The sequence below is a fragment of the Mycobacterium sp. genome (genome assembly GCF_040509115.1).
Classification (GTDB): Bacteria; Actinomycetota; Actinomycetes; order Mycobacteriales; family Mycobacteriaceae; genus Mycobacterium.
In genome coordinates this window covers 1-13,659 of the sequence record NZ_JBEVLO010000507.1, presented here as the reverse complement: position 1 = coordinate 13,659, position 13,659 = coordinate 1, and the positions used below count along the sequence as shown (strand labels likewise).

14 protein-coding genes, 1 tRNA gene and 1 other RNA gene are annotated in these 13,659 nt (G+C 67.8%); 9 read left to right on the top strand and 7 right to left on the bottom strand.

Annotated elements, in window-relative coordinates; genetic code table 11:
- Positions 1 to 20: 20 nt before the first annotated feature.
- Positions 21 to 106, bottom strand: a tRNA-Ser gene (locus ABW137_RS34405).
- Between the two features lie 163 nt (positions 107 to 269).
- Between ABW137_RS34405 and ffs the strand changes: the two genes are divergently transcribed.
- The 3 genes from ffs to ABW137_RS34390 all read left to right on the top strand — a co-directional run bounded on the left by ffs (position 270) and on the right by ABW137_RS34390 (position 3,666).
- Positions 270 to 364: signal recognition particle sRNA small type (gene ffs / locus ABW137_RS34400), an RNA gene on the top strand.
- 28 nt (positions 365 to 392) lie between these two features.
- Positions 393 to 1,670, top strand: a complete 1,278-nt coding sequence (locus ABW137_RS34395; RefSeq protein ID WP_526407206.1) for an aspartate aminotransferase type Ic — start codon at positions 393 to 395, stop codon at positions 1,668 to 1,670.
- A 37-nt stretch (positions 1,671 to 1,707) separates the two neighbouring features.
- The gene (locus ABW137_RS34390; RefSeq protein ID WP_526407204.1) at positions 1,708 to 3,666 is read left to right on the top strand and encodes a DNA polymerase III subunits gamma/tau; all 1,959 of its coding nucleotides are present in this window, start codon (positions 1,708 to 1,710) and stop codon (positions 3,664 to 3,666) included.
- A 23-nt stretch (positions 3,667 to 3,689) separates the two neighbouring features.
- Here the strand turns inward: ABW137_RS34390 and ABW137_RS34385 are convergent, their stop codons facing one another.
- Together ABW137_RS34385 and ABW137_RS34380 are read right to left on the bottom strand one after the other, a co-directional pair.
- On the bottom strand, positions 3,690 to 5,006 hold the full coding sequence (locus ABW137_RS34385; RefSeq protein WP_526407202.1) for an SAM-dependent methyltransferase: 1,317 nt from the start codon (positions 5,004 to 5,006) through the stop codon (positions 3,690 to 3,692).
- A 61-nt stretch (positions 5,007 to 5,067) separates the two neighbouring features.
- The gene (locus tag ABW137_RS34380) at positions 5,068 to 6,453 is read right to left on the bottom strand and encodes an FAD-binding oxidoreductase (protein ID WP_526407200.1); all 1,386 of its coding nucleotides are present in this window, start codon (positions 6,451 to 6,453) and stop codon (positions 5,068 to 5,070) included.
- Between the two features lie 89 nt (positions 6,454 to 6,542).
- Here ABW137_RS34380 and ABW137_RS34375 point away from each other — a divergent pair, with 89 nt between their 5' ends.
- Entirely contained in the window at positions 6,543 to 6,983 is a 441-nt protein-coding gene (locus ABW137_RS34375) for an SRPBCC family protein (RefSeq protein WP_526407198.1), read from the top strand.
- A 27-nt stretch (positions 6,984 to 7,010) separates the two neighbouring features.
- Here the strand turns inward: ABW137_RS34375 and ABW137_RS34370 are convergent, their stop codons facing one another.
- Entirely contained in the window at positions 7,011 to 7,805 is a 795-nt protein-coding gene (locus ABW137_RS34370; protein ID WP_526407197.1) for an Rv3717 family N-acetylmuramoyl-L-alanine amidase, read from the bottom strand.
- A 110-nt stretch (positions 7,806 to 7,915) separates the two neighbouring features.
- Here ABW137_RS34370 and ABW137_RS34365 point away from each other — a divergent pair, with 110 nt between their 5' ends.
- The 4 genes from ABW137_RS34365 (at position 7,916) to ABW137_RS34350 (ending at position 10,263) form a co-directional block, all read left to right on the top strand.
- The gene (locus tag ABW137_RS34365) at positions 7,916 to 8,239 is read left to right on the top strand and encodes a YbaB/EbfC family nucleoid-associated protein (protein ID WP_526407195.1); all 324 of its coding nucleotides are present in this window, start codon (positions 7,916 to 7,918) and stop codon (positions 8,237 to 8,239) included.
- A gap of 11 nt (positions 8,240 to 8,250) precedes the next feature.
- Positions 8,251 to 8,862, top strand: coding sequence for a recombination mediator RecR (gene recR / locus ABW137_RS34360; RefSeq protein ID WP_526407193.1), 612 nt, complete (start codon positions 8,251 to 8,253; stop codon positions 8,860 to 8,862).
- Between the two features lie 36 nt (positions 8,863 to 8,898).
- Complete coding sequence (locus ABW137_RS34355; RefSeq protein ID WP_526407191.1) at positions 8,899 to 9,297, top strand: hypothetical protein; 399 nt, start codon at positions 8,899 to 8,901, stop codon at positions 9,295 to 9,297.
- Positions 9,298 to 9,411: 114 nt separating this feature from the next.
- Positions 9,412 to 10,263 (top strand): type IV toxin-antitoxin system AbiEi family antitoxin, encoded by an 852-nt coding sequence (locus ABW137_RS34350; protein ID WP_526407189.1) that lies wholly within the window; start codon positions 9,412 to 9,414, stop codon positions 10,261 to 10,263.
- Here ABW137_RS34350 and ABW137_RS34345 read toward each other — a convergent pair.
- Both ABW137_RS34345 and ABW137_RS34340 read right to left on the bottom strand, forming a co-directional pair.
- Complete coding sequence (locus ABW137_RS34345) at positions 10,260 to 10,976, bottom strand: type 1 glutamine amidotransferase (protein WP_526407188.1); 717 nt, start codon at positions 10,974 to 10,976, stop codon at positions 10,260 to 10,262. The two genes, ABW137_RS34350 and ABW137_RS34345, sit on opposite strands and share 4 nt — an antisense overlap.
- Positions 10,973 to 12,226, bottom strand: coding sequence for a MurT ligase domain-containing protein (locus ABW137_RS34340; protein WP_526407208.1), 1,254 nt, complete (start codon positions 12,224 to 12,226; stop codon positions 10,973 to 10,975). Before ABW137_RS34340 ends, ABW137_RS34345 begins: the two co-directional genes overlap by 4 nt.
- 127 nt (positions 12,227 to 12,353) lie before the next feature.
- Here ABW137_RS34340 and ABW137_RS34335 point away from each other — a divergent pair, with 127 nt between their 5' ends.
- On the top strand, positions 12,354 to 13,373 hold the full coding sequence (locus tag ABW137_RS34335; RefSeq protein ID WP_526407186.1) for a DEDDh family exonuclease: 1,020 nt from the start codon (positions 12,354 to 12,356) through the stop codon (positions 13,371 to 13,373).
- Between the two features lie 21 nt (positions 13,374 to 13,394).
- Here the strand turns inward: ABW137_RS34335 and ABW137_RS34330 are convergent.
- Positions 13,395 to 13,659 (bottom strand): alpha-isopropylmalate synthase regulatory domain-containing protein (locus ABW137_RS34330; RefSeq protein WP_526407184.1); only part of this gene is annotated, 265 nt, incomplete at its 5' end.

Genomic DNA, 13,659 nt, shown 5'->3' with positions numbered 1-13,659 from the left:
TGGTCGCGCCCGGACCGCTGCGGAGGATAGGGGATTTGAACCCCTGAGGGCTATTAACCCAACCCGCGTTCCAGGCGAGCGCCATAGGCCACTAGGCGAATCCTCCGCGGGCCATGGTAGCCGACGGGGCTCCCTGCTCAGCACGAGCTGGGTTGGCCGAACCTGGGGCGCAGCCCCGAGCACGTTCCCCGGGTCGCTCCGCTCCTGCCCCTGTGCATGTTCCCCGGGTCGCTCCGCTCCTCCCCCTGTGCGCCACGTACTACACTCAACCCGGACCCCGCGCGGCGTCCATCCTGTGAACTCCCCCAGGGCCGGAAGGCAGCAAGGGTCAATGGGCTCTGGCGGGTGCGCGGGGTCCCCTTCTGATTCACGGCCTAGAGGAAAGGCCTGCCGTGTCGTTTCTGTCCCTTGGCCGTGACGAGTTGGAGGCGCAGCACCATCTTCAGCGCCAGAACTACGTCGATCTGCAGGCCAAGAAGCTCGCGCTGGACCTCACCCGCGGAAAGCCGTCGGCGGCCCAGCTCGACCTGTCCAACGAGCTGCTGACGCTGCCCGGCGATGACTACCGCGATGGTGATGGCACCGACACCCGGAACTACGGCGGTCTGCACGGACTGCCCGAACTGCGGGCCATCTTCGGTGAACTGCTGGGCATCCCGGTCCCCAACCTGATCGCAGGCAACAACGCGAGCCTGGAAATGATGCACGACATCGTCGTGTACTCGCTGTTGCACGGTGGCGTCGACTCGCCGCGGCCCTGGATTCAGGAGCCGGTGGTGAAGTTCCTCTGCCCCGCCCCCGGCTACGACCGCCACTTCGCCATCACCGAGAGCTTCGGCATCGAGATGATCCCGGTTCCCATGGGCGAGGACGGCCCCGACGTCGGACTCATCGAGGAGCTCGTCGCCGCCGACCCCGCCATCAAGGGCATGTGGTGCGTACCCGTGTTCTCCAACCCGACCGGCACCGTGTACTCCTGGGAGAACACTCGCCGTCTGGTCCAAATGCACACGGCGGCACCAGATTTTCGATTGTTCTGGGACAACGCCTACATCCTTCACACCCTCACGCACGACTTCGTGAAGAACGTCGACGTGCTCGGGCTGGCTGCCAAGGCCGGTAACCAGAACCGTCCCTACGTGTTCGCGTCGACCTCCAAGATGACCTTTGCCGGGGCGGGCACCTGCTTCTTCGGCGGCTCGCTGGGCAACATCGCCTGGTATTTGCAGCATGCAGTCAAGAAGTCGATCGGTCCCGACAAGCTCAACCAGCTGCGCCACCTCCGCTTCTTCGGCGATGCCGACGGGGTTCGGCTGCACATGCGGCGCCATCAGCAGCTGCTGGCGCCGAAGTTCGCCCGCGTCGCCGAGATCCTCGACGACCGCCTCGGTGAGTCGAAGATCGCCTCGTGGAGCGATCCGAAGGGCGGCTACTTCGTCAGCCTCGACGTGTGGCCCGGCACCGCTCGGCGCACCATCGCGCTTGCCAAGGATGCCGGCATTGCGGTCACGGAGGCCGGCGCAGCGTTCCCCTACCGAAAAGACCCGGAGGACAAGAACATTCGCATCGCGCCGTCGTTCCCGCCCGAGTCCGACCTGAACGCCGCGATCGACGGCCTGGCGACGTGCGCGCTCTTCGCCGCCACCGAGTCCATGCTGGGAAGCTCCTAACCCGCGACGAGTCGGGGGACCTGGGTAGCCTGCTTCCGTGGCTCTCTACCGCAAGTACCGACCAGCGTCGTTCGCCGAAGTGGTCGGGCAGGAGCACGTCACCGAGCCGCTCTCGAATGCGCTGGAATCGGGCAGGATCAACCACGCCTACCTGTTCTCCGGTCCGCGTGGGTGCGGCAAGACGTCGTCCGCCCGCATCCTGGCGCGCTCGCTGAACTGCGAGCAGGGTCCGACGCCCACTCCATGCGGGGTGTGTGACTCCTGCGTGGCGCTGGCTCCCAACGGGCCTGGCAACGTCGACGTCGTCGAGCTCGACGCGGCCAGCCACGGCGGCGTCGACGACACCCGTGAACTGCGCGATCGCGCCTTCTACGCCCCGGCCCAGTCGCGCTACCGCATCTTCATCGTCGACGAGGCGCACATGGTCACCACGGCGGGCTTCAACGCGCTGCTCAAGATCGTCGAGGAGCCGCCGGAGCACCTCATCTTCGTGTTCGCGACGACGGAGCCCGAGAAGGTGCTGCCCACCATCCGGTCCCGCACGCACCACTACCCGTTCCGGCTGCTCGCCCCGAAGTCGATGCGAGGCCTGCTGGAACGCATCTGCGCCCAGGAGAACGTCGCCGTCGAGGACGCCGTCTACCCGCTGGTGATCCGCGCAGGCGGTGGCTCGCCGCGTGACACCCTGTCGGTGCTCGACCAGCTGCTCGCGGGGTCCGACGGCAATCTGGTGGCGTACCCACGTGCGCTTGCCCTGCTCGGCGCCACCGACATGGCGTTGCTCGACGCGTCGGTGGACGCGCTCGCCGCCGGGGACGCCGCCGCGCTGTTCGGCGCGGTCGAATCGCTGATCGACGCCGGCCACGACCCGCGGCGCTTCGCCACCGACCTCCTGGAGCGGTTCCGGGACCTCATCGTTCTGCAGGCAGTGCCCGACGCCGCCGCCCGCGGAGTCGTCGACGCACCCGAGGACGTGCTCGAGCGGATGCGCGACCAGGCGGCCCGGTTGGGCACCGCCACGCTGACCCGCTATGCCGAGGTGGTGCACGCCGGGCTGGGGGAGATGCGCGGCGCCACCGCGCCACGACTGCTACTGGAAGTGGTGTGTGCGCGACTGCTCCTGCCGTCGGCCAGCGACACCGAAGCCGCTCTGCTGCAACGCATCGAACGCATTGAGACCAGACTGAACGTGTCGATCCCAGCCGGCGAGATGCCCGCCGGGTCGCCGCAGGCCGAGGCGCCTCCGGCCAAACAGTTCGTCCGTCGAAGCAACAATCCGGACGACGCCGCGGCCGCACCCTCGAAGGCGCCAGCCGAGAAGCCGTCGAGCCCGCCTGCGTCCACACCCGCGCCGCGCACCGCGCCCCCCGAGCCGCCCCCCGCGTCCACACCAGCGCCGCCTGCGCCGCCTGCGCCGCCGAAGGCTGCGGCGCCCACCCCGCCGCCGGTGCCTACCGCACCGGTGCCTGCCGCGCCGCCGCCTGCTGCACCGACGCCGACCGCGCCGCCGACGCCCGCTGCGCAGTCCGCCCCGCCGGGGGTGCCCGGTCAACCCGACGCCGCGGCCGTCCGCGCGATGTGGACCACCATCAGGGAGAAGGTGCGGGAGCGTCGACGGCCCACCGACGTGATGCTCGACGGTGCCATCGTCCTGGCCGTCGAGAACGACACTCTGGTTCTCAGCCACGTGTCGCCGCCGTTGGCCAACCGCCTGAACGAGGCTCGCAACGTCGAGATCATCCGCGACGCGCTCAAGGACGCGCTCGGTGTGAACTGGACCATCCGGTGTGAGGCCGGCTCGCCCACCGCAGCCGAACCCGCCGCCCGCCCGCGGCAGTCTCCAGCCGCGCCGCCACCGCCGGAGATCGAGGACGACGAGGAGAGCATGCTCGCCCAAGCCGTTCACGAGGAGACCGGCCCGCGCCGTGACCCCGAAGAGGTTGCCCTCGAACTACTTCAGAGCGAACTGGGTGCGCGTCGGATCGACGGCGCCTAGGTGTTGGACGTCTTCGTGGGTGTCTAGGCGTTCCACCACGGCCGCAGCGGAAGATTGCCGTCACCACCGTGGTTGTCGAGCTTGACTGCCAGAACCTGGTGCAGCTGAACGACATTCGTCTCGAAGCCCAGCCGGGACCCGGCCATGTACAGACCCCACACCTTGGCGGTGGGCAGGCCGACCTCGGCGACCGCCTCGTCCCAGTGCTCGACGAGGTTGGCGCACCAGTCGCGCAGCGTCATCGCGTAGTGATGGCGCAGGTTCTCCTCGTGCACCACCTCAAGGCCAACGTCCTGAGCCTCGGTGATGATGCGCCCGGAGCCGGTCAACTCCCCGTCGGGGAAGACGTAGCGGTCGATGAAGCCGCCGGCGGTGGCGCCTGCGCGATTGTCGGGCCGGGTGATGCAGTGGTTGAGCAACAGTGCGCCGGTGCGCATCTTGGACTTGAGGAAGCGGAAGTAGGACGGATAGTTGTGCACCCCGATGTGCTCGGTCAACCCGATCGAGGACACCGCGTCGAACCCGGATTCGCGCACGTCGCGGTAGTCACCGTGCCGAACCTCGGCGAGGTCGGACAGTCCTTCCTCGGCGATGGCCTTCTGCGCCCACGCTGCCTGCTCCTTCGATAGCGTGACGCCGACGGCCTTCACGCCGTGGCGGGCGGCGTAACGCACCATGCTGCCCCAGCCACACCCGACGTCGAGTAGGCGGTCGCCCGGCTGCAGCCGCAGCTTCTCGAACACCAACCGGTACTTGTTGTCCTGCGCTTCCTCGAGGCTGGCGTCGAGCTCCGGGTAGCAGGCGCACGTGTAGGTCATCGACGGGCCGAGCACCCACTCGTAGAACGTGTTCGACACGTCGTAGTGATGATGGATGGCTTCAGCATCGCGAGTCTTGCTGTGCCGCAGCCCTTCGGCGATGCGGCGCCAGCGGGGAAGGGCCTCCTGAGGCGGAGGTGCGATCGGGCGCAGGTGCTCGAGGCCGATTGAGCGGACGATGTTGGCGAGCACGCGTGGGGGCGGGCGTTTGAAGTCCAGCTTGGCGGCCAGGGCCTGCAGCAGCTCGTACGGGTCGCCCGGGTGAACCCCGTGCATCTCGACGTCGCCGGACACGTAGGCACGCGCCAGGCCGAGTTCGCCTGGCGACGTGGCCAGATAGGTGGTGCCGCGCGGGGTGCGCAGGTCGAGCCCAATCTCCGCATCCTCGGGGCCAGCCGAACTGCCGTCGTAGGCGGTGAATTTGAGCGGCAGGTCGTCACCGGCGGCGAAGATTTCGAGGATCTCGGCAAGCGTGAGTCTGCCGGTTGCCGCCTGCGTCGATTCTTCCTTGTAGGTCGTCACTGTTGTCCTCCACTCTTCGCGCAAGCGCTCATCGGCTTCTGTCTCGTCTTCGCGCAAGCGCTCATCGGTTCTGCACCGCCTTCGCGTACAGGTCGAGCAGCCGAGAATCAGGGTCGTAGGTCTTCTTGACCGTGTTGTAGGTCTCACCGCCGTAGAGCTCGTTGAACTCCTCCGGTGAGTAGTAGGCGTCGGAGTACAGAGACTTGTGGCCGTCGAGCTCGCTGACCTTCTCCTCGATCAGTCGGTTTGTCTCGCCTTCGGTGGCACCGGCGGGCACCGAAGACCAGAAGCCTATGTTGACGTACGTGTGATGCCCCGCAATGGGGTACAATGGCCAGCCCGCGTCGTCGCGGAGCCGCAGCGGGCACAACCAAATCGGCTCGATCGGCACGTTGGCCAGGAACCAGTCGACGAACTCGGCGGTGCGCTCGATCGGCACCTCGATGTCCTGCACGACGCGCTCCAACGGTGGTCTGCCGTTGCGCTTCTCGATGCGATCGGCGATGTTGAACTTCCGGTCGTAGCCGATCAGCTTCCAGTAGAAGCTGCTGCGTCGATAGCGTCGCGGCCAGAGTTTGCGGATCTTCGGGTTCTGCGCGCCGAAGGCACGCGAACACCAGAACCAGTCGGTGTCCCAACGCCACAGATAGTCGTGGATGGTCAACCGATCGTGCTTCTCGGCGAGGTCCGGCCCGGAGTGCTGAATCGATCGATAGTAGATCTGGTCACCTGTGTAATCGCTGACAGGACCGGGAGTTGCGGTCTGCACGCCGACGCACAGGTAGGACTCGTCGGCGCTGAACACCACGCCGTCGAGGTAGTGGACCGGTGCGCCGTGCAAGCCGCCGGTCTCGATGATGCGATCCATCGCGGCTACCAACTCAGAGATCGAGTGGAATCGCAGGTGCCGCAGCGCAACGAACGGCCGTACCGGCTCGAGCTCGATCTTCAGGCGCACCGAGTAGCCAAGCGTGCCATATGAATTGGGGAAGGCGTGGAAGAGATCCGAGTGCACGTCGCGGCTCGCGGTGACCACCTCGCCCTGCCCGGTCAGAATGTCCATCTCCAGGACCGACTCGTGGGGCAGGCCGTTGCGGAAGGACGCCGACTCGATGCCAAGACCCGTGACCGCACCGCCGAGGGTGATGGTCTTGAGTTGGGGTACCACCAACGGCGACAAGCCATGCGGAAGCGTGGCGGCAACGAGATCCTCGTAGGTACACATCCCCGCGACGTCGGCGGTGCGGGCCTCCGGGTCGACCGAGATGACCCCGGTCAGTCCCGAGACGTCCAGGCCCTTGACCGTCGACTTCTCGCGAGCGCGGAACAGATTCGAGGTCGGTTTCGCCAGTCGAACCGTGGCGTTCGGGGGGATGGCGCGGTAGCTCGCCAGCAGTCTCTCCACGCCTGCCGCGTGGGACTGCGCTTCAACAGATGCAACAGTCACACATATACGCTAGTCCCCGGTTGCACCCGATGCGACCGCACCGAGCCGGGATCACACCCGTTCATCCCCTGATCTAGGAGTCTTCACCGATGGGACAGGTCAGCGCCTCAAGCACTGTCTTGATCAATGCCCAGCCCGACGCCGTCTTCACGGCCGTCGCCGACTATGAAACCGTCCGACCGAAGATCCTCTCCTCGCACTACAGCGGCTACCAGGTTCTGCAGGGCGGGCAGGGCGCTGGCACCGTCGCCACCTGGAAACTGCAGGCCACGGAGTCGCGGGTACGTGACGTCAAGGCCAATGTCGACGTCGCGGGGCACACGGTAATCGAGAAGGACGCCAACTCGACGATGGTCACCAATTGGACCGTCGCCCCCTCCGGGCCGGGTTCTTCGGTAACGCTGAAGACTTCCTGGCAAGGTGCTGGTGGCGTCAAGGGATTCTTCGAGAAGACGTTCGCACCCCTGGGCCTGCGCAAGATTCAGGCTGAGGTCTTGGAGAACCTCAAGGCACAGGTCGAGGGAGCGTAAGCGACCGAGTTTCAGTCGCGAGGGAGGCTAAGCGGTCCGCGCCGGCCTCGTCGCGAGGAAACCGGCGATGCCGCGGACGACCGCGTCGGCATACTTCTGCCTGCCCTCGGGACTCTCGATCAGCGCCGAGTCGGCGGGGTTCTTCATGTTGCCCAGCTCGACGAGCACCGACGGGTACTGCGCGAGATTCAGCCCGGTCAGGTCGGCACGCGGGTACAGACCGCCCTGGCCGATGTAGTTGGCGGGCAACAGGCCCGCGGCCTGCAGCTGACCGCGCATGGCCTGCGCGAACTGGACTGACGGGCCCGCCTGCACCTGGTTGAGTGGCGGCGACGAATAGTTCACGTGAAAGCCGCGACCGGTAGCCGGTCCGCCGTCGGCATGGATCGAGACGATGGCGTCGGGCTTGAGCGCGTTGGCCATCGCGGCGCGTTCGTCGACGCATGGCCCGAGCCCGGTGTCGTCGCCGCGCGACATCGCCGTCCGCACGCCCAGCGCGGTCAACGATTGGCGGATGCGCAGTGTGGTGTCCCAGGTGAAGGTGTGTTCGGGGTAGCCGTCGTTGGCCGATGTGCCGCTCGTCTGGCAGTCCTTGGTTCCGCCGCGACCCGTCGTGACTTGGCGGTTGATCGAATCGTCGTTGGCCCCGTTGTGGCCGGGATCGAGGAAGACGATCATCCCGGCGATGTTCGCAGGCGCGGCATCCGCGGCGGGCGTCGTCATGGGTAGGGGCGACGCTGCGACGATCACGCCGGCGGCCACCGCAGCGGAGATGCGCTTGACCGAGGCGGCCCCGACACGCAGGCAGGCTGGTACGTCCACGGCGCCAAGGTAGCCCGGCGGGCGACTAGGCTTGAAGGGCGAATCGCCACGTGCGGACGATGGCAATCAAGTCGAGACCAACTCGCGACCAACACGCAAGGGGACACGTCATGGAATCCGGCCAACCGCCAGACATGTCGGCGCTCCTCGCGCAGGCACAGCAGGTGCAGCAGCAGTTGATGGAGGCGCAGGAGGCGCTGGCCGTCGCCGAGGTCCACGGGCAGGCCGGTGGCGGTCTGGTGCAGGTGACGATGAAGGGCAGCGGCGAGGTTCTCGGCGTCGCGATCGACCCGAAGGTCGTCGACCCCGAGGACGTCGAAACCCTGCAGGATCTCGTCGTGGGCGCCATCAAGGACGCCTCCCAGCAGGTGACGCTGATGGCGCAGAGCAAGCTTGGTCCGCTTGCCGGCGGCCTCGGCAACCTGGGGCTCTGACTTGTACCGCCATGTTTGAGGGCCCAGTTCAGGACTTGATCGACGAGCTGGGAAAGCTGCCGGGAATCGGGCCGAAGAGCGCACAGCGCATTGCGTTTCACCTGCTGTCGGTCGAACCGCCGGACATCGACCGGCTGACCGCGGTGCTGAACCGGATCCGCGACGGGGTGAAGTTCTGCGCGGTATGCGGCAACGTCTCCGACGACGACCGCTGTCGCATCTGCTCGGATCCGCGTCGCGACGCGTCGCTGGTGTGCGTCGTCGAGGAACCCAAGGACGTGCAGGCCGTCGAGCGCACGCGTGAGTTCCGTGGTCGCTATCACGTGTTGGGTGGTGCGTTGGATCCTCTGTCCGGCGTGGGACCCGAGCAGCTGCGAATTCGCGAGCTGCTCAACCGGATTGGCGAACGGGTCGACGGCGTCGACGTGGCGGAGGTCATCATTGCCACCGACCCCAACACCGAGGGCGAGGCGACGGCAACCTACCTGGTGCGCATGCTCCGCGACATTCCCGGGCTGACGGTCACGCGCATCGCGTCGGGCCTGCCGATGGGTGGCGATCTGGAGTTCGCCGACGAGCTCACCCTTGGACGCGCCCTGACCGGCCGTCGGGCGATGGCCTAATTCGCGGCTCGCCGCGAGTGGCCTAGGGTGGCGACCATGCCCGATGAGGAGTTCAAGGTCGAGGTCGAGCTCGGCGACGACGAGCATCACCTGTCGTTCTGGGAGCGGCTGAGGTCGCTCGACGTGGACGACGATGCCCGTCAGCGCCTTGGCAATCGCGTAACCGTGACCCGCGACGGCAACTTCATCCAGCTGTACACGCGCAGCCTGCAGGACGCCCGCGAGGCGGAGCGCACCGTCCGCGAAGTCGTCCAGGCCGACGACTTGGAGGCCGAGTACGCCATCAGCCGCTGGGATGCCGACGCGCAGGAGTGGGTCAACCCGACCGATGGCGACGCCGTCCACGACGACGCGAAGGACGTGCCCGTGCCCGACCCCAGCTACGTGATCCTCGAGGCCTACAAGCCGGAGTTCCTGCGCGACCTGGGCTTGTAGCCAGGCTCGGGCGCCGCGCCTCCGCGAGATCGACGCTACGGACATCGCTACTCGCACTTTCGCGCAGTAGCGTCGATTTCGCGAACTGTCGGTGGGCGATGGCAGGTTTCGGCCATGAGAAGCGAAGTCTTCGTCGGCAGTGAGGCCCTCGCGAGCGGGGCGGTCTCGCCGTACGAGTTACGCCGCTGGCATCGATCGCTCTTTCGTGACGTGTACCTTCCCGCGCGGTGTGAGCCATCGCTTCGAGACAGGACGGTCGCGGCGTGGCTGTGGTCGAAGGGGCGGGGTGTGATCGCAGGTGTTGCGGCGTCCGCGCTCCACGGCGCGCCATGGGTGGACGTGACCACGCCGATCGAACTGATCGGCGGCAGCACTCGTCGCCAGCCCGGCCTCATCGTCAGGAGCGAAAGCCTCGCTCCTGACGAGATCACCCACGTCGCGGGCATCCCCGTGACCACCTTGGAACGCACCGCGTTCGACCTCGGTCGGCACCTGCCAAGAGACCTGGCGGTGGCACGACTCGATGCCTTGAAGTGGGCCACCCCGTTCAGGGATCGCGACGTGCTGCGATTGGTCGATCGCCATCCGGGGGCTCGGGGTCTCAAGGCACTGCGGGTGGCCTTGCCGTTGGTCGACGGCGGCGCCCAATCGCCGAGGGAAACGGCGCTCAGATTGTGGTTCGTCGACGCCGGGCTGCCGCGACCGAGGACGCAGCTCCCCGTCCTCGAGGCCAGGAACCGACGGGTCCGAGTGCTCGACATGGGGTGGGAGGACTTCATGGTCGGTGCGGAGTACGACGGCGATCAACACCGAACCGATCGCCCTCAGTACGCAAAGGATGTCCGGGTCAAGCGAACGCTGGCGCGACTCGGCTGGAAGGTGACGTTCGTCATCAAGGAGGACCGCAAGGACGACGTCGTCCAGAGCGTCTGGGACGCGATGATCTCGCGGGGGTGGCGGCCCTAGACCCGACGCGGTGCAGCCAGCCGTTCCCGGCGCAGCTGGTCGACCTCGCCGAGTTCGATCGGCGCGAGCTCGCCGACCACGCGCGACAACAGGTGGTCGGCCAGCTCGGGATTGCGAGCCAAGCACGGCCCGTGCAGATACGTGGCGACGACACTGCCCTGCACTGCGCCGTCGAAACCGCTTCCCGCCCGGTTGCCTGCGCCGCTGACGACCTTGGCCAGCGGCGCCGCGGAAGGTCCCAAATCGGTTCCGCCGCGGTGATTTTCGAAACCCGTCAGGCGCTGTGCCAACCCGGGCAGCAGCGGCTGGGAGACCACCTCGCCGATGGTCCGCGTGGGTTGCGGCGACGTCGTCACGTCGAGCATGCCGACACCGTCCACCCGTTCGCCCGACGACGTCTCATACCAGTGCCCGAGGACCTGGATGGCCGCGCAGATCGCCAGCACCGGGGCACCGCGTTCGGCGGCGCGCTGCAGACCCGGGTACTGGATCAGGTGCTTGGTCGCCAGTCGTTGGGCGTAGTCCTCGGCACCACCGAGCGTGTAGAGGTCCAGCGAGTCCGGCACCGGGTCGGCAAGCGTGATCTCGACGACGTCGGCGTCGAATCCCCTCAGCCGCAATCGTTGTCGCAGTACGACCGCGTTGCCGCCGTCGCCGTAGGTGCCCATCACGTCGGGCAGCACCAGCCCGATCCGGACGGTCGACTCGGTCATGACGGCAGCCGCCGGTTGAGTTGCAGGAACGCCGTGTAGTTCGCGATGACCTCGACGTGGCCCGGCGGGCACGACGCGATCGCCGCCATGGTGTCGTGCACCAGCGTGTGCTCGACGCCCGCATACCCCAGCCGCACCGCGAGATCGGTGCCGCGCTCGCCCGCCGCCACCACCGCGGTGTCTTGGCCGTCCGCTCTCGGCGCGGGCGGCTCATCGGCGAAACCCTCGAAGCGCACGTCCCAGAGCCACGACAGGTCCTCGCCGTCGGGCACCTGGCCGTTCACGGCGATCACGACGCCCGCACCGTGCTTGTCGACCATCGACAGCGCCTCCTGCCATCCGGCCGGGTTCTTGGCGAGCAGCATCCGGACCGTGTGCGCGCCGACCCGGACCGTGCGGTACCGGCCCGCGACCTCGTCGACGCCGGACACCGCCGCCACCGCTGCGGCAGGATCGGCGCCGAGCGTGACGGCGGCGGCGATCGCCTGGGCCGCGTTGCCTCGGTTGACGGCCCCGGGCAATGCCAGCGTCATGGGCAACGTCAGACCGTCGGGGCCGTACACGCAGGTGTCGTCGTACCACCACTGCGGGCTTGGCCTCTTGAAGTCGGTACCCGTCGAGTACCAGTGCGACTGCTCGCGGACGATGACCTCACCGCTGCGGGGGCAACTCACCGAGTCGTTGGCCCAGCTGCCGCCCGCGGCCACCCACACGACGTTGGGGCTGTCGTACGCCGCCGACGTCATGAGCACGTCGTCGCAGTTGGCCACGACGACGGCATCCGGATGGCGGGCCAGCCCGTTGCGCAGGGTTCGTTCGATGTGGTTGATCTCACCCACCCGGTCGAGCTGGTCGCGGGACAGGTTCAGCAAGACGACGACGGCGGCCTCCACTGCGTCCAAGACGTGCGGCACGTGCATCTCGTCGACTTCCAGCGCGGCCAGCGTCGCCTTTCGGGCACCCGCGAGTGCCGCGATCAGACCCGCATCCATGTTGGCACCCTCGGCGTTGGTGGCGACGGGGCCGATGGTGGCGAGCGCGGCGGCGGTCATCCTGGTGGTCGTGGACTTGCCGTTGGTGCCGGTCACGACGACGCTGCGGCGCCCAGCCCCGAGCTGACGCAGGATCGACCTGTCCAGCGTCATCGACACCAGGCCGCCGATCATCGCGCCCGCGCCGCGGCCGGTCATTCGCGAGGCCCAGCGCGCAGCGGATCCCGCGCCGAGCGCCACCCGTCCGCGCAGCGACATTCCCCGGTCGCTGCGCGCATGCCCTCCGGCCGTAACCATTCCCGGCAGTCTAGGAGGCGGAAAGTCGGTGGGCGACACGCGGCGCCAGCCATCCGAGGTTGTCGGGGCAGCGTGCCATCCTCGAAACGTGAGCCAAACTGCTGCTGGATGTCGCAGGCCGAGCAGCTCCTGGGGCCGACCGGCCACCCAGCCCGGCGCGGGTTGGGCGGTGGTCGACGTGGAGACCACGGGCTTCCATCCCCGGCAGGCCCGCGTCGTGAGCGTGGCTGCGCTGGCGCTTGGCGACGACGGAAACGTCGAGGCCAGTTTCTCCAGCCTGCTCAATCCCGGGGTGGATCCTGGGCCTACCCACGTGCACGGCCTGACGACCGAGATGCTCGAGGGGCAGCCCACGTTCGCCGACGTCGTCGGCCAGCTCAACGAGGTGCTCGTCGGCCGCACGTTGGTGGCGCACAACGTCGGCTTCGACTACGCCTTCTTGGCCAACGAGGCCGAGCTCGCGGGTACCGAGCTGGCCGTCGACACCGTGATGTGCACGGTCGAGTTGGCCCGCAGGCTCGATCTCGGCATCGAGAACCTGCGACTTGAGACCCTCGCCGCGCACTGGGGCGTCACGCAGATGCGGCCCCACGACGCGCTCGACGACGCCCTGGTGCTCGCCCAGATCCTCAAGCCAGCGCTGGCAGGCGCGCACGACCGCAAGTCGTGGCTGCCCGTCCGTCCGGTGAAACGCCGCAGCTGGCCCAATGGTCAGGTCACGCACGACGAGCTGCTGCCGCTCAAGACCATCGCCGCCCGGCTGCCCTGCGACTTCCAGAATCCCGGCCGGTTCGTGGCGGGCAGGCCGTTGGTTCAGGGCATGCGGGTGGCGATGTCGTCGGAGGTCACGCACACCTACGAGGAGCTCATCGAGCGGATGCTGGACGCGGGATTGGCGTACACGGACATCGTCGATCAGCAGACGTCAGTCGTGATCTGCGATGAGCCGCAGCCCGATCAGGGACGTGGCTACCAGGCGATCGAGATGGGGGTGCCGCTGGTCAGCGACGCCGAGTTCATGCGCCTGCTGGACTGCGTGGTCGGCGGCACCGACGTGGAGCAGTTCACCGACGCCACGCTCGCCGGTGATCAGTTCACCCTCTTCTAGGGTTAGCCGCGAGTTCTTGGGCTAGCCGCGAGCCGCCCGGTTCACCGCGGACACCACGGCCCGCAGTGACGCCGTCGTGATCGACGTCGCGATCCCGACACCCCAGACGGTCTTCCCGCCGACCGACGCCTCGACGTAGGCCGCCGCCTGTGCTTCCTCGCCGGACGACATCGCGTGCTCCGAATAGTCCAACACCGACACGTCGAATCCGACCGCGCCGATGGCGTCCACGAACGCCGCGAGCGGGCCGTTGCCCGCACCGACGATCTCCCGCTCGACGCCGTTG

What these genes read in the sequence shown, in the direction of transcription:
- recR (WP_526407193.1), top strand. Translation starts at nt 8,251, where the DNA reads ATGTTTGAGGGCCCAGTTCAGGACTTGATCGACGAGCTGGGAAAGCTG.
- ABW137_RS34340 (WP_526407208.1), bottom strand. Translation starts at nt 12,226, where the DNA reads ATGTCGCTGCGCGGACGGGTGGCGCTCGGCGCGGGATCCGCTGCGCGC.
- ABW137_RS34350 (WP_526407189.1), top strand. Translation starts at nt 9,412, where the DNA reads ATGAGAAGCGAAGTCTTCGTCGGCAGTGAGGCCCTCGCGAGCGGGGCG.
- ABW137_RS34355 (WP_526407191.1), top strand. Translation starts at nt 8,899, where the DNA reads ATGCCCGATGAGGAGTTCAAGGTCGAGGTCGAGCTCGGCGACGACGAG.
- ABW137_RS34375 (WP_526407198.1), top strand. Translation starts at nt 6,543, where the DNA reads ATGGGACAGGTCAGCGCCTCAAGCACTGTCTTGATCAATGCCCAGCCC.
- ABW137_RS34365 (WP_526407195.1), top strand. Translation starts at nt 7,916, where the DNA reads ATGGAATCCGGCCAACCGCCAGACATGTCGGCGCTCCTCGCGCAGGCA.
- ABW137_RS34345 (WP_526407188.1), bottom strand. Translation starts at nt 10,976, where the DNA reads ATGACCGAGTCGACCGTCCGGATCGGGCTGGTGCTGCCCGACGTGATG.